20 protein-coding genes, 1 tRNA gene and 3 pseudogenes are annotated in these 22,588 nt (G+C 66.9%); 11 read left to right on the top strand and 13 right to left on the bottom strand.

Annotated elements, in window-relative coordinates; translation table 11 throughout:
- The first annotated feature begins 86 nt into the window (after nucleotides 1–86).
- Nucleotides 87–546, top strand: a pseudogene (locus tag ACFQE0_RS12685) (nucleoside deaminase).
- A 19-nt stretch (nucleotides 547–565) separates the two neighbouring features.
- On the opposite strand, the gene ACFQE0_RS12680 reads toward ACFQE0_RS12685, so the two are convergent.
- Nucleotides 566–877 (bottom strand): ETC complex I subunit, encoded by a 312-nt coding sequence (locus ACFQE0_RS12680; RefSeq protein ID WP_378970099.1) that lies wholly within the window; start codon nucleotides 875–877, stop codon nucleotides 566–568.
- A 40-nt stretch (nucleotides 878–917) separates the two neighbouring features.
- A tRNA-Pro gene (locus ACFQE0_RS12675) sits at nucleotides 918–994 on the bottom strand.
- A 169-nt stretch (nucleotides 995–1,163) separates the two neighbouring features.
- On the opposite strand from ACFQE0_RS12675, the gene ACFQE0_RS12670 reads away from it, so the two are divergent.
- From ACFQE0_RS12670 to tgt, 3 genes and pseudogenes are all read left to right on the top strand, one after another.
- Nucleotides 1,164–1,544 (top strand): exopolysaccharide production protein YjbE, encoded by a 381-nt coding sequence (locus tag ACFQE0_RS12670; RefSeq protein WP_378970097.1) that lies wholly within the window; start codon nucleotides 1,164–1,166, stop codon nucleotides 1,542–1,544.
- Nucleotides 1,545–1,649: 105 nt separating this feature from the next.
- Nucleotides 1,650–2,746, top strand: a pseudogene (gene queA, locus ACFQE0_RS12665) (tRNA preQ1(34) S-adenosylmethionine ribosyltransferase-isomerase QueA).
- A complete protein-coding gene (gene tgt, locus ACFQE0_RS12660; protein ID WP_378970095.1) occupies nucleotides 2,743–3,876 on the top strand; it encodes a tRNA guanosine(34) transglycosylase Tgt in 1,134 nt (377 codons plus the stop codon). Before queA ends, tgt begins: the two are co-directional and overlap by 4 nt.
- Before the next feature lie 4 nt (nucleotides 3,877–3,880).
- Here tgt and ACFQE0_RS12655 read toward each other — a convergent pair whose 3' ends face one another.
- Nucleotides 3,881–4,900 carry a hypothetical protein gene (locus tag ACFQE0_RS12655; RefSeq protein WP_378970093.1) on the bottom strand — a complete coding sequence of 340 codons (1,020 nt, stop codon included), beginning with the start codon at nucleotides 4,898–4,900 and terminating at the stop codon, nucleotides 3,881–3,883.
- A 79-nt stretch (nucleotides 4,901–4,979) separates the two neighbouring features.
- Nucleotides 4,980–7,598 (bottom strand): ATP-dependent chaperone ClpB, encoded by a 2,619-nt coding sequence (clpB, locus tag ACFQE0_RS12650; RefSeq protein WP_378970091.1) that lies wholly within the window; start codon nucleotides 7,596–7,598, stop codon nucleotides 4,980–4,982.
- A gap of 197 nt (nucleotides 7,599–7,795) precedes the next feature.
- Here clpB and ACFQE0_RS12645 point away from each other — a divergent pair, with 197 nt between their 5' ends.
- Entirely contained in the window at nucleotides 7,796–8,566 is a 771-nt protein-coding gene (locus tag ACFQE0_RS12645) for an MOSC domain-containing protein (RefSeq protein WP_378970089.1), read from the top strand.
- Nucleotides 8,567–8,569: 3 nt separating this feature from the next.
- On the opposite strand, the gene ACFQE0_RS12640 is transcribed toward ACFQE0_RS12645, so the two are convergent.
- The gene (locus ACFQE0_RS12640; protein ID WP_378970087.1) at nucleotides 8,570–9,751 is read right to left on the bottom strand and encodes a pyridoxal phosphate-dependent aminotransferase; all 1,182 of its coding nucleotides are present in this window, start codon (nucleotides 9,749–9,751) and stop codon (nucleotides 8,570–8,572) included.
- Between the two features lie 54 nt (nucleotides 9,752–9,805).
- Nucleotides 9,806–9,997: a hypothetical protein gene (locus tag ACFQE0_RS12635; RefSeq protein WP_378970085.1), complete on the bottom strand. Its 192-nt coding sequence runs from the start codon at nucleotides 9,995–9,997 to the stop codon at nucleotides 9,806–9,808.
- 251 nt (nucleotides 9,998–10,248) lie between these two features.
- Between ACFQE0_RS12635 and ACFQE0_RS12630 the strand changes: the two genes are divergently transcribed.
- Nucleotides 10,249–10,476, top strand: coding sequence for a hypothetical protein (locus ACFQE0_RS12630; protein WP_378970083.1), 228 nt, complete (start codon nucleotides 10,249–10,251; stop codon nucleotides 10,474–10,476).
- A 3-nt stretch (nucleotides 10,477–10,479) separates the two neighbouring features.
- Here the strand turns inward: ACFQE0_RS12630 and ACFQE0_RS12625 are convergent, their stop codons facing one another.
- Nucleotides 10,480–11,886 (bottom strand): ATP-binding protein, encoded by a 1,407-nt coding sequence (locus ACFQE0_RS12625; protein ID WP_378970081.1) that lies wholly within the window; start codon nucleotides 11,884–11,886, stop codon nucleotides 10,480–10,482.
- A 215-nt stretch (nucleotides 11,887–12,101) separates the two neighbouring features.
- On the opposite strand from ACFQE0_RS12625, the gene ACFQE0_RS12620 reads away from it, so the two are divergent.
- The 4 genes from ACFQE0_RS12620 to ACFQE0_RS12605 are packed head-to-tail and all read left to right on the top strand — an operon-like array spanning nucleotide 12,102 to nucleotide 14,734.
- Entirely contained in the window at nucleotides 12,102–12,425 is a 324-nt protein-coding gene (locus ACFQE0_RS12620) for an XdhC family protein (RefSeq protein ID WP_378970079.1), read from the top strand.
- Nucleotides 12,425–13,126 carry an XdhC family protein gene (locus tag ACFQE0_RS12615; protein ID WP_378970077.1) on the top strand — a complete coding sequence of 234 codons (702 nt, stop codon included), beginning with the start codon at nucleotides 12,425–12,427 and terminating at the stop codon, nucleotides 13,124–13,126. Before ACFQE0_RS12620 ends, ACFQE0_RS12615 begins: the two co-directional genes overlap by 1 nt.
- Nucleotides 13,123–14,148 carry a molybdopterin-binding protein gene (locus ACFQE0_RS12610; RefSeq protein ID WP_378970075.1) on the top strand — a complete coding sequence of 342 codons (1,026 nt, stop codon included), beginning with the start codon at nucleotides 13,123–13,125 and terminating at the stop codon, nucleotides 14,146–14,148. Before ACFQE0_RS12615 ends, ACFQE0_RS12610 begins: the two co-directional genes overlap by 4 nt.
- Complete coding sequence (locus ACFQE0_RS12605; protein WP_378970073.1) at nucleotides 14,141–14,734, top strand: nucleotidyltransferase family protein; 594 nt, start codon at nucleotides 14,141–14,143, stop codon at nucleotides 14,732–14,734. The genes ACFQE0_RS12610 and ACFQE0_RS12605 overlap by 8 nt, the downstream gene beginning before the upstream one ends.
- 3 nt (nucleotides 14,735–14,737) lie before the next feature.
- Here the strand turns inward: ACFQE0_RS12605 and ACFQE0_RS12600 are convergent, their stop codons facing one another.
- From ACFQE0_RS12600 to ACFQE0_RS12575, 6 genes and pseudogenes are all read right to left on the bottom strand, one after another.
- Nucleotides 14,738–14,908, bottom strand: coding sequence for a DUF2256 domain-containing protein (locus ACFQE0_RS12600; protein ID WP_378970071.1), 171 nt, complete (start codon nucleotides 14,906–14,908; stop codon nucleotides 14,738–14,740).
- Complete coding sequence (locus tag ACFQE0_RS12595) at nucleotides 14,908–16,068, bottom strand: OpgC family protein (protein ID WP_378970069.1); 1,161 nt, start codon at nucleotides 16,066–16,068, stop codon at nucleotides 14,908–14,910. Before ACFQE0_RS12595 ends, ACFQE0_RS12600 begins: the two co-directional genes overlap by 1 nt.
- A 3-nt stretch (nucleotides 16,069–16,071) precedes the next feature.
- Nucleotides 16,072–16,994: pseudogene (locus ACFQE0_RS12590) on the bottom strand (alpha/beta hydrolase).
- A gap of 115 nt (nucleotides 16,995–17,109) precedes the next feature.
- A complete protein-coding gene (gene ettA / locus ACFQE0_RS12585; RefSeq protein WP_378970067.1) occupies nucleotides 17,110–18,762 on the bottom strand; it encodes an energy-dependent translational throttle protein EttA in 1,653 nt (550 codons plus the stop codon).
- Between the two features lie 156 nt (nucleotides 18,763–18,918).
- The gene (locus ACFQE0_RS12580) at nucleotides 18,919–19,191 is read right to left on the bottom strand and encodes a hypothetical protein (RefSeq protein ID WP_378970065.1); all 273 of its coding nucleotides are present in this window, start codon (nucleotides 19,189–19,191) and stop codon (nucleotides 18,919–18,921) included.
- Between the two features lie 7 nt (nucleotides 19,192–19,198).
- Nucleotides 19,199–20,083, bottom strand: coding sequence for a DNA/RNA non-specific endonuclease (locus ACFQE0_RS12575; protein ID WP_378975456.1), 885 nt, complete (start codon nucleotides 20,081–20,083; stop codon nucleotides 19,199–19,201).
- A gap of 485 nt (nucleotides 20,084–20,568) precedes the next feature.
- On the opposite strand from ACFQE0_RS12575, the gene dxs reads away from it, so the two are divergent.
- Nucleotides 20,569–22,509: a 1-deoxy-D-xylulose-5-phosphate synthase gene (gene dxs / locus ACFQE0_RS12570; RefSeq protein WP_378975454.1), complete on the top strand. Its 1,941-nt coding sequence runs from the start codon at nucleotides 20,569–20,571 to the stop codon at nucleotides 22,507–22,509.
- Nucleotides 22,510–22,588 lie beyond the last annotated feature (79 nt).

Genomic DNA, 22,588 nt, shown 5'->3' with positions numbered 1-22,588 from the left:
CCATGCCTTGCGCACTCGTACAATCCTGAACCCAGCACCGCCGCCGACGTTCAGGAAAAGCACCACAGCGACGAGAGGACGAATCGATGGCACGGCATGACGAGTACATGGACGAAGCAGTGCGAGATCGCTGCGGCCAACGTCGCTGAAGGCGGCACGCCCTATGGCGCCGTGATCGTGCGGAACGGCGAGGTGGTCGCCAAGGCCGCCAATACCGTCCACGTGAACCACGATGCCACCGAGCATGCCGAAATGGTCGCCATCCGGCTGGCAAGCCGGGCGCTGGGCCGCAAGGACCTGTCGGATTGCGTGATGTATGCAAGCGGTCGCCCGTGCCCGATGTGCCACGCGGCCATGCGGCTTTCGGGTTTCAAGGAAGGCTATTTCGCCTTCAGTGCCGAGGAAGCGCAGCAATACGGCGCGGGCAGCGCCGAAATCTATGCCGAACTCTGCCAGCCCCTCGACCGTCAGCCGATGCGACTCCAGCAGCTTCGTCCCGAAGGACCCTCGCCTTATCCGGTGTGGCAGGAGCGTCAGCGAGGCTGATGCGCTCCCGCCGTCACGGTCAGTGCGTCCAGGGCGCCGTGCGGTTGAACTTGAAATTGTCGGAGTAGGAGAGGCCCTTGCGCGCCGTCTCCTTGGCGGGCTCCTCGACACGGTAGGTGATGCCTTCGCGTCGCGCGTAGGCCACCGCCTCTTCCCGCGTTTCGAATTCCAGCCGCACCTGCTGCATCATGTCCTTCGACCCGTACCAGCCCATCAGCGGGTCGGTCTCGCGCGGGCTGGTCTGATCGAAGACCAACACCCAATGCTTCGTGCGGGCGACGCCCGACTGAGACGCATCCTTGGCGGGGCGGTAGATGCGGGCACTCGGCATGGGTGTACTGACGGCTCCAGGCATTCGGCGCTGCGGTGGATGGTCGGGGCGATAGGATTCGAACCTACGACCCCCTGGTCCCAAACCAGGTGCGCTACCAGACTGCGCTACACCCCGACGGCCATCCACGGCCGGACAGCCGTACCGCTTCGGACTCGCCTCGGCAAGGCGTCAGCGCGCCGCCGCAGCCGCTTCCTGCGGCAAAGTTGACAGGGAAGAATGTTACGGAACTAACATGCATATCCGGTGATTGCTTCTACGATTACAATCAACGGAGGAAATTCTCATGAAGGTTACTCGCGCGCTCGGAACCGCGGCTATTTTCGCGCTTATGTCTGGCGCGGCCCTCGCCGCTCCGTGTTCCACCGGCACCACCACGCCGGACAAGCAGGCGATGAACCCGAAGAGCTCGGACGTGGACAAGTCCAGCGCAAACCTCGCGGGCGGCAACCAGCCGGCCTCGCCGGGCACCGTCGGCGCCATGAACAATGTCGGCGCGACGCAGGCTCCGACTGCCACGGGCGGCACCCAGACCGCCGACAAGTCGGATCCCGCCGCCAAGAACATGGCCGGTGGCCAGCAGCCGGCCTCGCCGGGCACCGTCGGCGCCATGAACAATGCCGCTGCCGCCGGCTCGACCACCAAGATGTCCGACAAGGACTGCTGATCACGCTCTATCCCCGTTTAAACGGAGCCCGCCCGGCACAAGCCGCGGCGGTTTTCTTGTTGCACGCGGTTGAAACGTCAGTGCGTTCGGTGCACGCACCCGGCGATGCGCGTGGACCTATTCGATTTCGACCTGCCGGAGGCGAGCATCGCCCTGCGCCCCGCCGAACCGCGGGATGCCGCACGCCTGCTCGTGGTCGAACCCGGCCGCGAATTCGCGGACCGCGCGATCCGCGATTTACCGAGCCTGCTCAGGCCGGGCGATGCCCTCGTCTTCAACGACACCCGCGTCATCCCTGCACGGCTTCACGGGATCCGCACGCGTCCCGGCGCGCCGGGCCAGCGCACGGAAATAATGCTGCACATGCGCGAGGCCCCGGATCGCTGGCGCGCTTTCGCCCGGCCCGCCAAGCGCCTCGCGCCGGGCGATGACCTGACCTTTGGTCATACCGCCGAGGGCATGGCCTGCGAGGCGGGGACGCTTCGCGCCAAGGTGATGGAGAAGGCCGAGGCGGGTGAGATCGTGCTGTCCTTCGACGTATCGGGCCCGGTGCTGGACGAACGGATCGCGGCCCTCGGGGAATTGCCGCTGCCCCCTACATCGCGGGTAAGCGGCCGACCGATTCCCGCGATGTCGGCGATTACCAAACGGTCTATGCCCGCGAGCCCGGTGCCGTGGCCGCGCCAACAGCGGGCCTCCATTTCTCCGACTCGCTTTTGGCTGCCCTCGACGGCGCAGGTCTCGCGCGCCACCATCTCACCCTCCATGTCGGCGCAGGCACGTTCCTTCCGGTCAAGGCCGACGACACCGAAGGCCATCGCATGCACAGCGAGATCGGCCATCTCGATGCCGCTACGGCCGAAGCTCTGAACCGGACGCGGGAGGCGGGCGGGAGGATCGTCGCCGTGGGGACCACTGCGATGCGCCTGCTCGAAAGCGCGGCAGGCGAGGATAGGCGGATCGCGCCCTTTTCCGGCCCGACCGACATCTTCATCACACCGGGCTACCGCTTCCGGGCGGTCGATGCCCTGGTGACGAACTTCCATCTGCCGCGCTCGACGCTCTTTATGCTGGTAAGCGCCTTCTCCGGCCTCGAGACGATGCGCGCGGCTTATGCCCACGCCATCGCGACGGGCTATCGCTTCTACTCTTACGGCGATGCGAGCCTGCTCTTCCCGGCTGCACCCGGAGATGCCGCATGAACCCGACGAATTTCGGCTTCTCCCTGCACGCTCAGGATGGCGCCGCCCGCACGGGCGAGATCACCATGCCGCGCGGGCGCATCCGCACCCCCGCCTTCATGCCGGTCGGCACGGCTGCCACCGTGAAGGCGATGTACGCGTCGCAGGTGCGCGAACTGGGCGCCGACGTCGTGCTCGGCAACACCTATCACCTGATGCTGCGGCCGGGCGCCGAGCGGATGGCGCGCCTCGGCGGCCTGCACCGGTTCATGCAATGGGACGGGCCGATCCTCACCGATTCCGGCGGTTTCCAGGTGATGTCGCTTTCGGCCCTGCGGAAGATCGACGAGACGGGCGTGACCTTCCGCTCGCATATCGACGGCACCGCCTACGAAATGAGCCCTGAACGCTCTATCGAGATCCAGGGGCTTCTCGGTTCCGATATCCAGATGCAGCTCGATGAATGCGTGCGCCTGCCCGCCGAGCGCGCCGAGATCGAGAAGGCGATGCGCCTGTCGCTCCGTTGGGCCGAGCGGTGCCGCGTGGCGTTCGGCGAGCAGCCCGGCAAGGCGATGTTCGGCATCGTGCAGGGTGGCGACCTGACGGACCTTCGCGCCGAGAGCGCGCGCGAATTGGTGGATCTCGACCTTAAGGGCTACGCCATCGGTGGCTTGGCCGTGGGCGAGCCGCAGGCAGTCATGTTCACGATGATCGAGGCCACCGAGCCGCACCTGCCGCAGAACAAGCCGCGTTACCTGATGGGGGTCGGCACCCCCGACGACATCCTCGGCGCGGTGGCGCGCGGAATCGACATGTTCGATTGCGTAATGCCGACCCGCGCGGGGCGGCACGGGCTCGCCTATACGCGCAATGGCCGCGTGAACCTGCGTAACGCCCGCTGGGCCGAGGCCATCGAGCCTCTCGACGAGCTATCCTCCTGCCCGGCCGCCCGCGATTATTCCCGCGCCTATCTTCACCACCTCGTCCGCTCGAACGAGATCCTGGGGATGATGCTCCTGACGTGGAACAACCTCGCCTATTATCAGGACCTCATGGCGGGCGCCCGGGCCGCCATCCGCGAAGGGCGCTTTGTCGATTACTGCGCGGAGACACGCGAGGGTTGGGCGCGTTCTGAAAAGGCTGCCGCCTGAGATTCTATCGCGCCAGCACCCGATAGAAGCCCTGTGGGTCGTCCGCGCCCGTTCGCGCCGCGTCCTTCAGGCCTGCAACGATGCGCGCCGCGATGGGCAGGCGGTAGTGAAGCGCGTCCCAGTAATTCGAATCGTCCCGCGTGATCGATGAGATCATGCGGAAATCGACAGTCAGCGCATGATGCCGCGCGCCGATCTCCGCTGCACGCGCCTTGCAGGCGGCCTCCCGATCACCGGCCGGCGTACCGGGTTGTCCCTGCGCACGAGCATGAACGGGCATGAAGGCGAGGATCGTTTCGGTCTGCGGCGGCAGGCTGGCCAGAACCGAGTCGAGGGCGTCGAGAACCGGGAATGGCGCCTCAGGTGGGTCCGTCGTGGTCGTGGGCTCGGCCGAAGCGATGTGCATCTGCGCCCGGTGGAGGTCGTAGCTCGCCTCCGGCGGCGTGAAGACGGCGTAGCCATCTGGCCGAATGCGCGGCTTCGCGCGGCCCAGCCGGACCTGAGCCGCATTGAAGGCCGCCGTCAGCCCGCGGAGGTTCACCTGCTGCAGCACGCCCCACGGGGCGCCGTGCTCATAAAGCCAATCCGGGAAAGCATGGCTCGTCCGCGCTGCGGGACGCGCGGCGCACCAGGGTGCGTCGAGTGCGAAAAGCACAGCCTTCACCGGCCCCCTGGCGAGGAACAGGGCGGCGAGTCGCAGTTGCTCATCGGGTGTGGCCGCATTGATCGCGAGGTTCGCGAAGCGTGCGCTCAAAGCGGCATCGAGCAAGGCCGGATCGAGGAGGCGCGCCGTGGAGGTGCCGAACACAGCCGCATCGAAATCGCCACCGCGGGCGATGGCCGGGTAGGACAGCCGCTGGTTCGTGTCGACGATCGGACCCGGCGGGTGCCCCGGCGCCGCGCGCAGACCGTAAGGATCGGCCAGCGCGATGAAGCCGACGATGGCGAGCCCGGCCACACAGGTGGCGGCGAGGCAATCCCGGGCGAAGCGCCACCAGGAGTTATCTGAGCGAACGAAAGACACGCCGCGCTCGTCTGTGGCGATTGCGTCGCTTTTTCGGCCGAAGGGGGCACGGCGCCGTGAAGCGCCGCGCCCCTGTCGATCAGTTCAGGGTCGCATCGGTCGGGCGGCGTTCCGCGCCGACCGTCACATCACCGATCATCAGGCCGAGCGGGCCGAGATGAACCGGGACATGCTCCCCGTCATGGACCTTTCCGGCGAGCAGGAGTTCCGCCAGCGGATCCTGCACGTTCTTCTGGATCACCCGCTTCAACGGCCGCGCCCCGTAAGCCGGATCGTAGCCCTTGTCGGCGAGCCAGTTGCGCGCGTCTTCGTCCACTTCGAGCGTGATCTTGCGATCGTCGAGGAGTTTCTGCAGCCGCCCAAGCTGGATTTCGACGATCGCGCCCATCTCCTCACGCTTGAGGCGGTGGAACAGGATGATCTCATCGACCCGGTTGAGGAATTCCGGCCGGAAGTGCCCGCGCACGACCCCCATCACCTCGTCACGGACGGCTTCCGTGTCCTGCCCGGCGGGCTGGTTCACGAGATACTCCGCCCCGAGATTCGAGGTCATGATGAGCAGCGTGTTGCGAAAGTCGACCGTCCGCCCCTGCCCGTCCGTCAGCCGCCCGTCATCGAGCACTTGCAGCAGGACGTTGAAGACGTCCGGATGCGCCTTCTCGACCTCATCGAAAAGCACGACCTGATAGGGCCGTCGACGCACAGCTTCGGTGAGGGCACCGCCCTCCTCGTAGCCGACATAGCCCGGAGGGGCGCCGATGAGCCGGGCGACCGCGTGCTTCTCCATGTACTCGGACATGTCGATGCGCACGAGCGCCGTGTCGTCGTCGAACAGGAAGCCCGCCAACGCCTTGGTCAGCTCGGTCTTGCCGACGCCCGTCGGGCCCAGGAACATGAACGAACCGATCGGCCGGTTCGGATCCTGCAACCCGGCGCGGGATCGACGGACCGCCGTGGCGACGGCTTCCACCGCCTCACGCTGACCGACGACGCGCTTGCCCAGCGAGGTTTCCATCGCAAGCAGCTTCTCGCGCTCGCCTTCGAGCATCTTATCGACGGGCACGCCGGTCCAGCGAGAGACGACGCCCGCGATGTGGCTCGGCGTGACGGCCTCCTCCATGAGGCCGCGCCCGTTCTCGGTGCTTTCGGTCTCGGCGAGTTGGCGCTCCAGCCCGGGGATGATCCCGTAGGCTAGCTCGCCCGCGCGCTGATACTGACCCTGCCGCTGGGCGGCGGCGAGTTCGTTGCGGGACTCATCGAGCTTCTTCTTGAGCTCGGCGGCCGTGCCGAGCTTGTCCTTCTCGGCCTTCCAGCGCGCCGTGATCGCGGCCGAGCGCTCCTCCAGGTCGCCAAGTTCCTTCTCCAGCCGCAAAAGGCGGTCGCGGGAGGCAGAATCGGTTTCCTTCTTCAGGGCCTCGCCCTCGATCTTCAGGCGGACGATCTCGCGGTCGATGGAATCGAGTTCCTCCGGCTTCGAATCGACCTGCATGCGCAGGCGCGATCCGGCTTCGTCCACGAGGTCGATGGCCTTGTCCGGCAGGAAGCGGTCTGTGATGTAACGATTAGAAAGCGTAGCCGCCGCCACCAGGGCCGAGTCCTGAATGCGCACGCCGTGGTGCTGCTCGTACTTCTCCTTCAGCCCACGCAGGATCGAGACCGTATCTTCCACGGTCGGCTCCGAAACGAAGACCGGCTGGAAGCGACGGGCGAGAGCGGCGTCCTTCTCGACGTGCTTGCGATACTCGTCGAGCGTGGTCGCGCCGACGCAGTGCAGCTCACCGCGAGCGAGCGCAGGCTTCAGCAGGTTCGAGGCGTCCATGGCCCCGTCCGCCTTCCCGGCGCCGACCAGCGTGTGCATCTCATCGATGAACAGGATGATGCCGCCCTCAGCCGCGGTGACCTCGGAGAGCACGCCCTTCAGCCGCTCCTCGAACTCGCCGCGATACTTCGCGCCCGCGATCAGCGCACCCATGTCGAGGGCAAGCAGGCTTTTCTCCTTCAGGGATTCCGGTACGTCGCCGTTGACGATGCGAAGGGCCAAGCCTTCGACGATCGCCGTCTTACCGACGCCGGGCTCACCGATGAGCACGGGGTTGTTCTTGGTGCGCCGGGACAGAACCTGGATGGTACGCCGGATCTCCTCGTCGCGGCCGATCACCGGATCGAGCTTGCCGTCGCGCGCCGCCTCGGTCAGGTCGCGGGCGTACTTCTTCAGGGCGTCGTAGCTGTTCTCGGCACTGGCATTGTCGGCCGTGCGGCCCTTGCGCAGGGCATTGATCGCCGCATTCAGCGATGCGGGCGTCACGCCCGCCGCCTGCAGGGCACGACCGGCCTCGGATTCTTTCTCCACCGCGATGGCGAGCAGAAGCCGCTCGACCGTGACGTAGGAATCGCCCGCCTTCTGAGCGGCGCTCTCGGCGGTGTCGAACAGACGCACGAGTTCACGCGTCGCCTGGGGAGCGGACGCATTGCCGGAGACCTTCGGCTGTTTGGCGAGCCATTGCTCGGTCTGCGCCAGTGCCACACGGGACTGGCCGCCCGCCCGGTCGATGAGGCCCGCGCACAGGCCCTCAGGATCGTCCAGCAGGACCTTCAGAAGATGGCCCGGCTGCAACTGGGGATGTCCCTCGCGCATGGCGAGATTTTGCGCCGCCTGCACGAAGCCGCGGGCGCGCTCGGTATATTTCTCAAAATTCATAAGTCGCCTTTCCCGTACCGGCATCCGCCGCCCACGAGAGGCGCGGCGCCACCGAAACGTCGCCCTCCGGCACTCTGCCGAGCGAGGGCATCGGCGCCTTGCGACCGCCGACTTGCCGGATGTGGTGTTGCATATGCGCACCACAAGACCCGGCGGCGCTCTTGCGCGACATGTCACTTCAGGGCCACGATCCACGCATGACCGCATTGATTCATGTCATCACGCTGCACCGCTACCCCGTGAAGGGGTTGAGCCCTGAACGGCTTGACAGGGTAGAGCTGGAAACCAGCGGATTCTTTCCCGGAGATCGCCTCTACGCGATCGAGAACGGCCCATCGGGCTTCAACCCGGTGGCACCCCGTCACCAGCCGAAGACCAAGTATCTCATGCTCATGCGAGATGAGGCTCTGGCCCGCCTGCGCACCCGCTACGATGACGCGACCGCGACCCTTCATATCGAAGGCGAGGGCGAAACGCTCGACGCCAAGCTCGACACGCCGGAAGGTCGCACTGCGCTGGAAGATCTGCTGCGCCGCTTCGTCCCGGAATCGCTGAAGGGCGAGCCGAAGGTGCTGGCGGCGCCGCCGCAATACCGCTTCACCGATTCACCGACCGGCTACGTCTCGCTGATCAACCGTGCCAGCGTGCAAATGCTCGAGGATGAACTCGGCGTGCCGGTGGATCCCCTGCGCTTCCGCGGCAACCTGCTGGTCGAGGGCCTCGCCCCCTTCGCCGAATTGGACATGGTTGGCCAGGTGATCGAGGCGCCGAGCGGCCTCCGTCTCAAGGTCACCAAGCGGACGGTGCGCTGCGCAGCAACCAACGTCGACCCGTCCACCGGCCTGCGCGACCTCGACATTCCCTGGACGATCGACAAGCGCCTCGGCCACCGCGACCTCGGCGTCTACATGGAGATCATCGCCGGGGGCGGGCTCGCCGTCGGGGATTCGCTGCGCGTGGTGGGGTAGAGGCTACCCCGCCGTCCGGCTTTCGAGAAAGCCCTTCATCCGCTCCAGCGCACGCCGGATATTCTCGGCGGAGTTGGCGTAAGACAGGCGGATGAAGCCTTCGCCGTTTATGCCGAAATCCGGGCCGCCGATCGTGGCGACCCCCGCCTCGTCCAGCAGGGCCGAGGCGAGCGCCTTGGCTTTCCACCCGGTGCGGGACACATTCGGGAAGGCGTAGAAGGCGCCCTTCGGCACGATGCACGAGATACCCGGCAGGGCATTGAGCCCATCGACCACGATTGTGCGGCGACGGTCGAACGCGGCCACCATCTCGGCCACGCAATCCTGGGTTCCGTCGAGGGCTGCGATACCCGCCCATTGGGTCGAGGCGTTGACGCAGGAATGCGCGTTCACCGCGAGCTTGCGGGCATTGTCGTAGAGGGGCTTCGGCCACACGGACCAGCCGAGGCGCCATCCGGTCATGGCGTAGGTCTTCGATGCACCGTCGAGATAGATCAGCCGGTCCCGGATCTCGGGATACGTGAGAAGGGAGTGATGCACCTCCCCGTCATAGGTCATGGTGCCGTAGATTTCGTCCGACAGCACCGCCACGTCGGGATAGTCGGCGAGGCCCTTCACCAGGGCGTCGATCTCGGATTTGGGGCTCACGCCGCCACAGGGATTGGCGGGCGAGTTGACGATCAGCAGCCGTGTCTTCGGCGTGATGAGAGAAAGCGTTTCTGCCGCCGAGAAGGCGAAGCCGTTTTCCTCGCGGATCGGCACCGGCACCGGCGTCGCACCGGTGTACTCGATCATCGAGCGGTAGATCGGGAACCCGGGATCCGGATACAGGATCTCGGCGCCCGGCTCGCCGAACATCAGGATCGCCATGAACATGGTGACCTTGCCGCCCGGCACGACCATCACCGATTCGGGTGAGACCTCGACGCCATGACGGCGGAGGATGTCGCGCGAGATCGCCTCTCGCAGGGGCAGGATGCCGGTGGCGGGCGTGTAGCCGTGGTGACCATCACGCAGAGCCTTGATCCCCGCCTCCACGACGTGAGGCGGGGTCGGCATGTCGGGCTGGCCTATGCCGAGGTTGATGATGTCGCGGCCCTGTGCCGCCAGCGCCTGAGCGCGGGCGAGCACGGCGAAGGCGTTCTCCTCGCCGATGCGCGAGAAGGACGGGACGACATGCAGCATAGCGGCCTCCGGGCCGAAAAATGGACTCTTCTCAGCCGGGGCGCGAAACGGCGCTTAGGACTTGGTGCGCTCGGCGAGCTTTGACGCGGCGAAGGACATTCCGATCGCGACGGCGCCGAGGATAATGAAGGTCTTCACCGAGGCGTAGAACAGCGCCGGCTCGATACCCGTATCCGTGTAGAGCACCAGGCCGATCGCAGCGAGCGGCAGGGAGAGGAGGATGAACAGCGGAACGAGCGGGTTCATGCGGGACACTCGGAAACCGGCGCGGAGCGCGCCTGAAGGTTCAAGGCGCCCTGCATAGCATCGCACGGCGACGGTTGGCACCCCCGTTTCGGAGGAGATTGACTGCCCCGGTTCTCTGTGCCGCAGGGGTGATCCGAAGGGCGATTTGTTTACATCCCCTGTTCCACAACTGTCGTCACGAAGTACGGTGGAGCCAAATAGTGTTTACGTCCGTATCGCGCGCATCGTCCGGCGGAGACCTGAATGCGCTCGTGCGCCAGATCGCACGGCTCGTGCGGCACCCCGCCTATCGCCGCAACCAGATCGTCAGCCCGATGCTGCTCCGCCATCTCCCGTCCGATGCGGGCTATGCGTGGCATGGCGAGGCTGTCCTGCTCGAGAGGCTGACCAAGGCAAAGCTCGATAATCAGTCCATCGATCATCTGATCGGCAGCGTGCAGAACGAGATAGCCCGCCTGCGTGGCCCGGCGGGGGGGTGATCCTCAGGCTGGGACCCTGACGGTGGCGCGCAAACCGCCGAGGGGACTGTCATGAAGGGTGATGTCGCCGCCATGGGCGCGGGCGATGTCGCGGGCGATGGCGAGCCCCAGTCCTGATCCGCCCGCATCCTGGCGGGCATCGTCCAGGCGCAGGAAGGGCTTGAACACGTCCTCCCGACGCTCCGGCGGGATGCCGGGGCCATCATCGTCGATGGATACGAGGAAACTTCGCGTCTCCCGCTTCCCGCGGATCGAGACCGTCTCTCCGTAGCGGGCCGCGTTCGAGGCCAGATTGAACAGGCAGCGCCGGAACGCATCCGGCCGCACCGTCACGATCGGGCGATCCGTCAATTCGACCTCGGCCACGTGAGCGCCGAGCCGCTCGAGATCTGTCCGGAGGTCTTCGAGAAGGGCACGCATGTCGGTCGGCGCCGCCGTCTCCGCCGAATCGCCGCGGGCGAAAGCGAGGTAGCCTTCGAGCATCCGGCTCATCTCATCGATATCGCGGGTCAGGTCGTCGATCTCGTCGCTGTCTTCCAGCAGCGCCAGCGAGAGGCGGAAGCGCGTCAGGATGGTGCGCAGGTCGTGGCTTACGCCGTTCAGCATCGTCGTGCGCTGCTCCATCGCCCGCTCGATGCGCCGTTTCATCTCGATGAAGGCATGACCAGCCTGTCGCACCTCGCGCGCGCCGCGCGGGCGAAATTCGATCTCGCGGCCTTTGCCGAACCCCTCCGCCACCGCCGCGAGACGCAGGATCGGCTTGATCTGGTTCCGCAGGAACAGGATCGCGACGCCGAGCAGCACCAGCGACGATCCGATCATCCAGACGAGGAAGATGTGCGAGTTCGAGGCGTAGGCTTGGCTGCGCCGAGCGGTGATGCGCATCACGCCGCCGGGAATCGCCACGCGGATCTCGATGAGGTTCGAGCGGCCGACCGTATCGATCCAGAACGGACGACGGATTTGCCGCTTGATTTCGTCCGACAGAGCTTCGTCGAGAATCGAGAAGAACGGTCGCGGGCCCGGAGCAGGCAGCGTCGTGCCCTCCAGGATATCGAGGTCAAGGTTCAGCCGCTCGCCCGCGATCCGCGAGAGGGTTTCGGCATCCTTGTCCTGTGGGTAGCTCTCGTAGATGTCGATCAGCGCGGCGACATCGGCGACGACTGAGGCCGAGAGCCGCTTCGTCACTAACTGCCAGTGGCGCTCCATGAAGGTGTACGCGATCACCGATTGCAGAAGCACCATCGGCGCAATGATGATGATCAGCGAACGTGCATAGAGGCCCTTCGGCAGCGCATCGCCGATGGCGCGCGACAGGCGCTTCCAATGGCGGCGCGGCGCGGAGAGAGCACGGGCGGGTGGCTCGGTCGAGCGCGCCGTCCGCGCGAGTGCGGGATCCTCGGCGTTCACGGGCCGCGGCCTTTGTGGCGGGGGATCCGGTCGGCGGTGGACGGCATGGAGAAGTAAGCCTCGGCTCCGGCCCGAAGCGGGCCCACCTTCTACCGGCCGGTGCCGCCATCGCCAAGGGCGACGGGGTCGCCTCGTGACGGGGTGGCTTGCGCTGCCGCGTAGGGGCCATACCTCTGGGGCACGGGCGCTCCCGTCTCCCTCAGGCTCGCATGGCCATGCTCAGCACCGATTCCGATATCCTGTCCGCCGCGCAGGCGTGGCGGCGCGAGGGGCGCGATGTCGCCCTCGCCACCGTCATCGAAACCTGGGGCTCCGCGCCCCGGCCGGTGGGAAGCCATCTCGTCATCGACGGCGAGGGCAATTTCCTCGGCTCCGTCTCGGGCGGCTGCGTCGAGGGTGAGGTGATCGTGGAGGCCGCCGACGTGATCGAAGCCGGAACACCCCGCGTGCTCGAATTCGGCGTCGCCGACGAGACGGCATGGCGGGCGGGCCTGTCCTGCGGCGGCCGCATCCGCGTCTTCGTGGAACGGATCGACTGATGCGCGCGGACATCCTCGCCGCCCTGAACGAGGAGCGGGCCGCGCGACGTGCAGCCATTCTCGTCACCTCCATCCCCGACGGCGCTCAGCGCCTCGTGCGCGAGGCGGATATCGCGGCCGATCCCTTGTCTGACCTGCTCGGCAAACACCTCGCCTCGGGTAAGAGCGGCTTGGTCGAGACGACGGAAGGGTCGGCTTTCCTCACAGTGCAGGTGCCGCCTGTGCGTCTGGTGGTGATCGGCGCCGTCCACATCTCACAGGCCATGGCGCGCATGGCCGCCGCGCTCGATCTCGCCCTGACGGTGGTCGACCCACGCAGCGCCTTCGCCACGCCGGAGCGATTTCCGGAAATTGACCTCGTGGCCGAATGGCCGGATGCCGCCTTCGCCGGGCCAGTCCCGCCCCTGGACCGTTACTGTGCGCTTGCCGCCCTCACCCACGATCCGAAGATCGATGATCCGGCGCTGATGGCGGCTCTCAAGGCGGGCTGCTTCTATATCGGCGCCCTCGGCTCGCGGAAGACGCATGCGGCACGGGTCGGGCGGCTGACGCAGTCGGGCTTTTCGGAGACCGAGATCGGCCAAATCCACGCCCCGATCGGACTAGCGATCGGCGCGGTGAGCCCGGCCGAGATCGCCCTGGCGATCCTGTCGGAAATCGTCGCCGAGTTACGCCGGGCCCCCCGGCCGGGGGTTGCGTGAGATTCGGCCCCGTTCCCGTCGCGGACTCGGCTGGGCTCATCACCGCGCATTCCCTGCGCAGCGGAGGCGAAACCCTTCGCAAGGGTTCGATCATCAGCACCGACATGGCCGCGCGGCTTGCCGCCGAGGGGGTTCGAGAGGTCGTGGCCGTCTCCCTCGATGACGGCGATATCGGGGAAGACGAAGCGGCGGGTTCGCTGGCTGCCGCGCTTCGTGGCGACAACCTGCGGGTCGAAGAGCCCTTCACCGGCCGATGCAACCTCTTCGCGACGTCGCCCGGCCTGCTTCTGATCGACCGGTTACGCATCGATGCCGTGAACGGCGTGGACGAATCCGTCACGGTCGCGACGCTGCCCGCCTTCAAGCCGGTGGCCGAGGGCGAAATGGTCGCGACCGTGAAGATCATCCCTTACGCCGTGAGCCGGACCATCCTGGCCGAAGCGAGTACGCGGGGCGCGGGCGGCCCCATCTCGGTCGCGCCTTACCGTCGGTCGCGGGTGGGTGTCGTCTCGACGCGACTCGCCTCGCTCAAGGATTCGACCATCGACAAGACGCTCCGCGTCCTGGCCGAACGTCTCGCCCCCACGGGCGCAGAGATCGTGGCCGAGACCCGCGTCGCCCACACGGCCGATGGCGTGGCGGCAGGGCTCCGCGACGTCATCGACGAAGCGGGCGCCGACTTGGCCGTCGTGTTCGGTGCGTCGGCCATCGCGGACCGGCGGGATGTGATCCCCGCCGGAATCGAGCAGGCTGGCGGACGGGTGGACCATCTCGGCATGCCCGTCGATCCGGGCAATCTGCTCCTTCTCGGCACGCGGAACGGCGTCCCGGTGATTGGCGCTCCGGGCTGTGCGCGCTCGCCCAAGGAGAACGGGTTCGATTGGATCCTTCACCGCCTCTTGGCGGATGTGCCTGTCGGGCGGGCTGATATCGTCGCCCTCGGGGTCGGCGGCTTGCTCATGGAGATCGTGTCGCGGCCTCAGCCCCGCGCGGGTGGGACGGCGGCGGACGCCGATGATTAGGATCGGGACGATCCTCCTCGCGGCCGGACGCGGCACCCGCTTCGGCGCGCAACCGAAGATGTTGGCGGATTTCGGCGGGCGTCCACTCGTAAGACTTGCGGCTGAGGCGGCCCTGGCCGCACGTCCCCGGCCGGTCGTCGCCGTTCTCGGCGCCCATGCGGACGCGGTGGAAGCAGCTCTGACGGGGCTCGACCTGACTTGCGTGCGGAACGAGGCGTATTCGGAAGGCCTGTCGAGCTCGCTCAAAGCCGGGCTCGCCGCCCTGCCGGTCTGCGACGCGGCCATCGTGATGCTGGGCGACATGCCGCTGGTCGGTGCAGCGCTGATCGACCGTTTAGCCGACGCCTTCGAGAATGGCGGATCGACGGCGGCGGCGGTCGTTCCCGTCCATGAGGGTACGCGGGGCAATCCGGTGCTTCTGAACCTGCGGGTCCTGGCCGATGGATTGTCCGCGCTTCGCGGGGATCGCGGTGCCGGGCCATTGCTCACCGGACGCGCGGACATCATCGAGATCGAAGCGGAGCCCGGCATCACCCTTGATGTCGACACGCCGGATGCGCTAGCGGCGGCGCGGAACTTCGCCTGATCGTCACTCGCCCTGCGCTTTGGCCCCACCGCGCTTGGCCTCGCTCCGGCAGCGGTCCGAGCAATAGCGTACCTCGTCCCACACCCGTTCCCACTTCTTGCGCCACGTGAAGGGGCGACCGCATTGGGCGCAGATCTTGGTCGGAAGGTCGCCCTTCCGGCGCATGGGCGGCATCAGGCAACTCCCTTGGCGCGCGCCGCGCGCTGCCTCGCCCGCGCATCGAAATACAGGCCCAAGCCCAGCATCAGCGACAAGCCGGTGAGGTTCACCGCAACCTGTACCGGCCAGATCGCATCGAACGACCGGTAGAGAACGCGCCCGACCAGGGCACAGAGGCAGCCGACGGCGAAGATCTCCAGCGAATGCTTTCCGCAAGCCTCCGCCGCGCGCAGGAACGGCTGTTCCGACAGCCTTCGGATCGCAGGGCTGCTGAACAGCAGATAGGCGAGCGCCAGGATGTTGATGAGCCGCAGCGGCGGCACGTAGCTCTTGTTCGGCGGCTCCATGGCGAAGGGATGCAGGTCGGGCAGGCCCCACTCACCCCAGGCCCCGGCCTGGAAGAACGCGAATGTGAGGAAGGCGATAGCGAGAGCTTTGAGCACAGGATGGCGCGGCAGGAATCCGCCCGTGTTGCGGACCGCGACCGCCAGCGCACAGCCGATCACGAACAGGAATTGCCATGCGAAGGGATTGAAATACCAACCGTCATCGGCCGCCGCATTGGGCAGGTTGAGCTGATGATCGACGTTGGCCGCGAGCCAGATCGTCGCCGAGAGGGCCAAAGTTCCCCAGATCCCCTTGGTCATCCCGAGATAGACCAGGGGGAACAGCGCCAGCAGCACGATGTAGAGCGGCAAGATATCGAGGTAGTTCGGCAGGGCGTTGAGCGCGAGGCCGCGCAACAGGCCCTGCCACATACCCATCTCGATCAGCGGCTTCACGCCGAAGCGCGGAGTGAGGCCGGTGATCTCCATCCAGATCTTCACGATCAGCAGCGTCGCGATCAGCAGCCCCGCTTGGTACAGGTAGATCCGGAAGCATCGCTTCGCGATGCGCAGGAGTGTCGTGGCCACCCCAGCCCGCCGGAACAGCCCGCCATAGGCCACCATGGACGAATAGCCCGCCAGCAACACGAACAGCTCGGCGGCATCCGAGAAGCCGAGATTGTGCAGCGTGAACAACGCGGGCGCGTTGCGCGGGATGTGATCGATGAAGATCATGAGCAGCGCGAGGCCGCGCAGAACATCGACGCGGGGATCGCGCTTGCGTGCCTGCGGCTTGGGGGACGGGTCGATCGACCCGCCCTGCAGCCTCTTCGGTGAGAGGGCGTCCATCGCCTACCGCATCAACGACATGCTGGAGAGCCAGAAGCGGTAGAGGCGGGGCCATAGCGCAACAGGCGTGTCAGACTGCCCGATCCCGAATCCATGCCCGCCCACGGCGAAGCGATGATATTCGACCGGCACCTGAGCCTTTCGGCAGGCGGCATCGAGGATGCGGCTATGCTCCGCTCCGATGACCCGGTCGTCATCGGTCTGGACGAGAAAGATCGGTGGGCAACCGGTGCCAAGGTAGGTCTGGAGCGACCAAGCCTCGCTCTCGGCAAGGCTCGGTGTCTCGCCCACGAGGGAGCGGCGCGTAGTGGTCTTGTCGTTCGGCGCCTCGACCGAGACGACCGGATAGATAAGGCTTGCGAAGTCCGGTCGGGCCGACACCTCGTCGGCCCCATCGACGGGTTCATACGAGCGGAAGGCTGAGCGCGCGGCGGCCATGCCGGCGAGGTGCCCGCCTGCCGAAAAGCCCATGACTCCGACGCGGGCCGGGTCCACCTTCATCCGCGCGGATTGCGAGCGGATGAGGCGCAAAGCACGCTGCATGTCCTGCAACGGAACGTTCGACCCGTCATTCCACCCTTCGCGCGGCAAACGGTAGGTGAGGACGAAAGCGGTGATGCCCTGCGCCACCAGCCAATACGCGGCGGGATAGGCCTCCTTCACGAGGCCGATGCGGGCATAGCCTCCTCCCCCGCCACCAGAACAGCGACGCCGGTCGGCTTCTCGGGCAGGAAGGCTTCGAGGATGGGGGTGGCGATGTTGGTGACGGCGCCGCTATCGTCGCGTCGCAGGGGCCCGGTCGGCCCTCCCCCGCCGGGGGGCGTCGCAGGCCACAGAACCATACGTTCGGGTGCCGTGACCGCCCGCGCCGGCGACACTGCGAAAGCGGCGGCGAGGCCGAAAAAGAGCGAGCGGCGATCCGGCATGCGGCGTTCCTGCGGCCGCTGCATCCCGTCGCCGCCGCAGCCAAGCAAGATCGCTGGCCCGTTTAGGTTCCGCGCAGACCTTTCCCGGCGGCTTTCCGCCGCCGGGATTGAAGCCTCAGCGAGAGAACTTCTTGTACTTGATCTTCTTCGGCATGATCGAGTCCGCGCCGAGGCGGCGCATCTTGTCCTGCTCGTAGTCGGAGAAGTTGCCTTCGAACCACTCGACGTGGCTGTCGCCTTCAAAGGCGAGGATGTGGGTCGCGATACGGTTCAGGAACCAGCGATCGTGGCTGATGATGACGGCGCAGCCCGCGTAATCCTCAAGGCCTTCTTCGAGTGCCCGCAGGGTTTCCATGTCGAGGTCGTTGGTCGGCTCGTCGAGGAGCAGGACGTTGCCGCCCTTGCGCAGGGTCGCAGCGAGGTGGACGCGGTTGCGCTCACCGCCCGAAAGCGTGCCGACCTTCTTCTGCTGATCGGGGCCCTTGAAAGCGAAGGCCGCGCAATAGGCCCGCGAATTGATCTCGCGCTTGTTGAAATACAGGATGTCGTTGCCGCCCGAGATCTCCTGCCAGACGGTGGAGTTCGGATCGAGCGCGTCGCGGCTCTGATCGACATAGCCGAGGTGGACGCTCTCGCCGACCTTGATGTTGCCTGCGTCCGGCTTCTCGTTTCCGGTGATCATCTTGAACAACGTGGTCTTGCCCGCGCCGTTCGGGCCGATCACGCCGACGATGCCGCCCGGCGGAAGCTTGAAGGACAGGTCCTCAATCAGCAGCCGGTCCCCGAACGCCTTCGAGAGGTGGTCGAACTCGATGACGTTCTGTCCGAGCCGCTCGGTGATCGGGATGACGATCTGCGCCGTGGCATCGACCTTCTGAGCCTGCTTCGCCACGAGTTCCTCGTAGCGGGTGATGCGAGCCTTCGACTTGGTCTGGCGGGCCTTCGGCGAAGCCGAAATCCACTCCTGCTCGCGGGCGATGGAGCGCTGGCGAGCCATGTCCTCGCGACCCTCCTGAGCGAGGCGCTTCTGCTTCTGCACCAGCCAGGAGGAGTAGTTGCCCTCGTAGGGGATGCCCTTGGCGCGATCCAGCTCGAGAATCCAGCTCGTCACGTTGTCGAGGAAGTAGCGATCGTGGGTCACGATCAGGATGGCGCCGGGATACTGGCGCAGGTGCCCTTCCAGCCAATTCACCGTCTCGGCGTCGAGGTGGTTGGTCGGCTCGTCGAGGAGCAGCAGTTCCGGCTCCCACAGGAGCAAGCGGCACAGGGCGATACGGCGGCGCTCGCCGCCCGAGAGGGTGGCGACGGGCTGCTCGTCGCTCGGGCAACCGAGGGCCTCCATGGCCTGATCGACCTTCGAGTCGAGCTCCCACAGGCCGAGCGTCTCGATCCTGTCCTGAAGCTCGGTCATCTCGTCGGCGGTTTCCTCCGAGTAGTTCATCGCGAGCTCGTTATAGCGGTCGAGCATCGCCTGCTTCTCGGCTACGCCCTCCATCACGTTCTCGCGGACGGACTTGGTGGGATCGAGTTGCGGCTCCTGCGGCAGGTAGCCGACGCGGGCGCCCTGCGCGACCCAGCCGTCACCGGTGAAATCGGTGTCGATCCCGGCCATGATCTTGAGCAGCGTCGACTTGCCCGCGCCGTTGATGCCGAGCACGCCGATCTTGGCGTCCGGGTAGAAGGAGAGGTTGACGTTATCGAGGATCTTCTTGCCGCCGGTATAGGCCTTGGTCAGCCCCTTCATGTGATAGATGAATTCGCGGGCCATCGCGGGTCGTCCTTGTTCGGAATGGGGTTCGAGTCGCGGCGTTTGGCGGCGGGCGTCTGAGCCGGCCCTGTCGCGCGAGTCGGGATGTTTCGAGTGATCTGCTCGAACTATCAGGACGGCCCCGGAGCGGCAAGGATCGGGCCGCCTGCGCCGCTCTCAGGCGAAGGGGTTCTTCACGCGCTTGGGGGCGATGTCCGCTGCCTCGGCGACCTTTTCCGGCAGAGCCGCCGCTTCGAGCGCCTTCACGACAGCCTCGAAGGTCTCGCGCAGGAGGCGGGCCTGATCGAGGCCAATCCGGTCTTTCGTGATGTCGAGGCTGCCGTGCACGGCGATCCGCGCGGTGCCGTTCTCGATCGACAGGCCGCCGACGCTGCGCACGCTGGCCCCGTCGGCAAAGGGTTCGAACCGGTCCTTTGACGTGTCTGTCATCGTCGCCTCAAAAGATCTGGCGAAGGAATGCGCGGATCGATTTCCGCACCTCACGCATCACTTCCCGCCACAGCCACTCGCGCCATCCGTGGTCCGGCGAGCCATCCTGGCGCCGCGCCTCGCCGCGCGAGCTTGCCTGCGGGTCCGGCAGGGTCATGGCCATCGCCTTGGCCTGCGGCGAGAGGGCGGGGAAGACATCGACGCCGGTCGCTTGGCGAAGCGCTGCAAGGGACAGGCCCTGCCAGTCCCGTCCAGCCGTGTTCGCAATGAGATAGGCTCCGGCCTCTCCGGTCGCCGGGTCGTAGACGGCCTTATAGAGTTGCGTCGGGACGAGGACGCCCGCCCCGATCTCGCGCAGAGAATCCCCGGAGAAGACCACGCCGGTGACGACGTAGAGCGAGCCCCGCCGGGTCGCGAGTCGCCGCACGCTTTCCTCGATGTCGCTCCAGATGCCGCGGTTCATCGTCCGGTCCTGAGGGACAATGTTGGCGAGACTGAACGATTCCGCCTGGGCGTTCACCGACGGCATGTCGGCGGCAGGGGCGAGATGGCCCCGGTCGAAGCCGCTGCGAACGTAGTCCTCCAGCCGCGCGCGGGCCTCCGGCGGGAGCCGGGTCTCTTCATGGAAGGAATCGTCGCGCGCCACCGCGCGGGCGGCCATGATGCTCTCGCGGGTGAGATGCTCAGCCGAATAGAGCGGCGTGCGGGTCACGCCGGAATGCAGCACGGTGAAGGCTTCGAAGCACAGCGCCTGCGTCCGCTCGGCGAGCTTGGCATTGACCAGAACCGGCGCCTGCCCGCCCGCGTACAATGCAGGGCAGTCCTGAGCCTTGGCCGTAGAAATGCTTGCCGCGACGAGGAAGAAGACGAGGTAACGGAGGCGGGTCACCAGCAGGCCCGGACATGCCGCGGACCCTCCGGCGTCGGCCGGTCGCGGCGCGCGCAGGGGCGCCCGAGATTGCGGGAAAACGGACGCACGTCGCGGTCCGGCCCTCCGGGAACGGGCCGGGGGGGCAATCGCCGAGGAAGTTGCAGGCAAAGCTGAGATTGCCATTCGGCGCGCGCGGGTCGGCCAAAGCTTGGCCGGACAAAGGAAGCAGCGAGATCAGCAAAATTTTGCACAGACGAGTGACGCTCAAGGGTGAACCTCATGTGGCGGCAAGGGCACGAGACCGTAAAAAAGCGTCATCCCGACATTGATCGAAGCGTCAATCGTTCGTACGTGGAACTATCGTGATAGCGGTGGCATCCCGGATTCTCATACGGTTGCGCCCCGCTCAAGGCCCGTGCGGCGTCAGGTTCTGAATCGGCGCAACGGGCGGCACAGTGAATTAGCGAGTGCGAGCATTGGCGATCACCCCTGAGCAATCAGCGTTGCTGGATCGTGTGAACGAGCCGTCGGATCTGCGGCGTGTGCCGGAAGGCGAGCTGCAGAATGTGGCCGATGCCGTGCGCGCGGAGATGATCGACGCCGTGTCGGTGACCGGCGGCCATCTCGGCTCGGGGCTGGGCGTGGTCGAGCTGACGGTAGCGCTGCACCACGTGTTCGACACCCCCGACGACCGCATCGTGTGGGATGTCGGCCACCAGTGCTACCCGCACAAGATCCTCACCGGACGCCGCGACCGCATCCGGACGCTGCGCCAGGGCGGCGGCCTGTCGGGCTTCACCAAGCGCTCGGAGAGCGTCTACGACCCGTTCGGCGCGGCGCACTCGTCCACCTCGATCTCGGCCGCGCTCGGCATGGCGGTCGGCCGCGACCTCGACGCCGCCGCCGCCAAGGCCAAGGGCCAGAGCGCGAAGCGCCGGAACATGATCGCGGTGATCGGCGACGGCTCGATGTCGGCGGGCATGGCCTACGAGGCCATGAACAACGCCGGCGCCCTGCATTCGCGCCTCATCGTCATCCTCAACGACAACGACATGTCGATCGCGCCGCCCGTCGGCGCCATGTCGGCCTATCTCGCGCGCCTCGCCTCGGGCGACACCTACCGCACGCTGCGCGACGCGGCCAAGCAGCTCGGCAAGCTCCTGCCCAAGGCGATCTACCAGCGCGCGGCGGCGGCGGAGGAATATGCCCGCTCCCTCGTGGTCGGCGGCGGCACGATGTTCGAGGAGATGGGTTTCCACTATGTCGGCCCGGTCGACGGCCACAACCTCGACCACCTGCTGCCGGTGCTGAAGAACGTCCGCGACGCCGAGCACGGGCCGATCCTGCTCCACGTCGTGACGCGCAAGGGCAAGGGCTACGCCCCGGCCGAGGCCTCGGCCGACCGCTACCATGGCGTGGTGAAGTTCGACGTGGTCTCGGGCGTGCAGGCCAAGGCCAAGCCGAACGCCCCGGCCTATACGCGGGTGTTCGGCGAGAGCCTGATCAAGGCGGCGGATGCCGACCCGAAGGTGGTGGCGATCACCGCCGCCATGCCGGGGGGCACGGGCATCGACCTGTTCGGCAAGGCGCACCCGGACAAGACCTTCGACGTCGGCATCGCCGAGCAGCATGCGGTGACCTTCGCGGGCGGCTTGGCGACGGAGGGCTACAAGCCGTTCGTGGCGATCTACTCGACCTTCCTGCAGCGGGCCTACGATCAGGTCGTGCACGACGTGGCGTTGCAGAACCTGCCGGTGCGGTTCTGCATGGACCGGGCGGGCTTGGTGGGGGCGGACGGGGCGACCCATGCGGGCGCGTTCGACCTCGCCTATCTGTGCTGCCTGCCGAACATGACGGTGATGGCCGCCGCCGACGAGGCGGAGCTGGTGCACATGGTGGCGACCTGCCACGCGCATGACAGCGGCCCGATCGCGCTGCGCTACCCGCGCGGCGAGGGCGTCGGGGTGGAACTGCCGGAGAAGGGCGTGGCGCTGCCGATCGGCAAGGGCCGGATGGTGCGCGAGGATGCGAATGCGCGGGTGGCGATCCTGTCGCTGGGGACGCGTCTGGCCGAGGCGCTGAAGGCGGCGGACCTGCTGGCGGACCAGGGCGTGGCCGTGACGGTCGCGGATGCGCGCTTCGCCAAGCCGCTGGACGAGGCGCTGATCCTGGATCTGGCGTCGCGTCACGAGGTTCTGGTGACGGTGGAAGAGGGCTCGCGCGGCGGGTTCGGGGCGATGGTGCTGCACCTGCTGGCCGAGCGCGGCGCGCTGGATGCGGGCCGGGTGCGGGTGCGGACGATGACGCTGCCGGACCTGTACCAGGACCACGACAGCCCGGAGAAGATGTACGCCGAGGCCGGCCTCGACGCGAACAGCATCGCAAAGGTCGTCAACGAGACGCTGCCTGAGCGGAAGGACGGACGGTCGCGGCTCCGGCTCGCCTGAGCGGATCAGGCCGCGCCTTGCCGCGGCCTGCCCGGCCCGATTAGAACGCAGCGCGGTGGGCACCTCGCCCGCCGCGATT

This window comes from Methylobacterium komagatae, from assembly GCF_042661665.1.
Taxonomy (GTDB): Bacteria; Pseudomonadota; Alphaproteobacteria; order Rhizobiales; family Beijerinckiaceae; genus Methylobacterium; species Methylobacterium komagatae.
Note: the sequence above shows the minus strand (reverse complement) of the source record. Positions and strands in the feature narration are given on the sequence as shown.

Excerpts from the sequence above, each read along its gene's own strand:
- ACFQE0_RS12600 (WP_378970071.1), bottom strand. The coding sequence starts at position 14,908 with ATGCCGCCCATGCGCCGGAAGGGCGACCTTCCGACCAAGATCTGCGCC.
- ACFQE0_RS12580 (WP_378970065.1), bottom strand. The coding sequence starts at position 19,191 with ATGACAGACACGTCAAAGGACCGGTTCGAACCCTTTGCCGACGGGGCC.
- ACFQE0_RS12615 (WP_378970077.1), top strand. The coding sequence starts at position 12,425 with ATGCGCGCGGACATCCTCGCCGCCCTGAACGAGGAGCGGGCCGCGCGA.
- ACFQE0_RS12640 (WP_378970087.1), bottom strand. The coding sequence starts at position 9,751 with ATGCTGCATGTCGTCCCGTCCTTCTCGCGCATCGGCGAGGAGAACGCC.
- clpB (WP_378970091.1), bottom strand. The coding sequence starts at position 7,598 with ATGAATTTTGAGAAATATACCGAGCGCGCCCGCGGCTTCGTGCAGGCG.
- ACFQE0_RS12620 (WP_378970079.1), top strand. The coding sequence starts at position 12,102 with ATGCTCAGCACCGATTCCGATATCCTGTCCGCCGCGCAGGCGTGGCGG.
- ACFQE0_RS12680 (WP_378970099.1), bottom strand. The coding sequence starts at position 877 with ATGCCGAGTGCCCGCATCTACCGCCCCGCCAAGGATGCGTCTCAGTCG.
- tgt (WP_378970095.1), top strand. The coding sequence starts at position 2,743 with ATGAACCCGACGAATTTCGGCTTCTCCCTGCACGCTCAGGATGGCGCC.
- ACFQE0_RS12635 (WP_378970085.1), bottom strand. The coding sequence starts at position 9,997 with ATGAACCCGCTCGTTCCGCTGTTCATCCTCCTCTCCCTGCCGCTCGCT.
- ACFQE0_RS12605 (WP_378970073.1), top strand. The coding sequence starts at position 14,141 with ATGATTAGGATCGGGACGATCCTCCTCGCGGCCGGACGCGGCACCCGC.
- ACFQE0_RS12670 (WP_378970097.1), top strand. The coding sequence starts at position 1,164 with ATGAAGGTTACTCGCGCGCTCGGAACCGCGGCTATTTTCGCGCTTATG.
- ACFQE0_RS12595 (WP_378970069.1), bottom strand. The coding sequence starts at position 16,068 with ATGGACGCCCTCTCACCGAAGAGGCTGCAGGGCGGGTCGATCGACCCG.
- ettA (WP_378970067.1), bottom strand. The coding sequence starts at position 18,762 with ATGGCCCGCGAATTCATCTATCACATGAAGGGGCTGACCAAGGCCTAT.
- ACFQE0_RS12645 (WP_378970089.1), top strand. The coding sequence starts at position 7,796 with ATGACCGCATTGATTCATGTCATCACGCTGCACCGCTACCCCGTGAAG.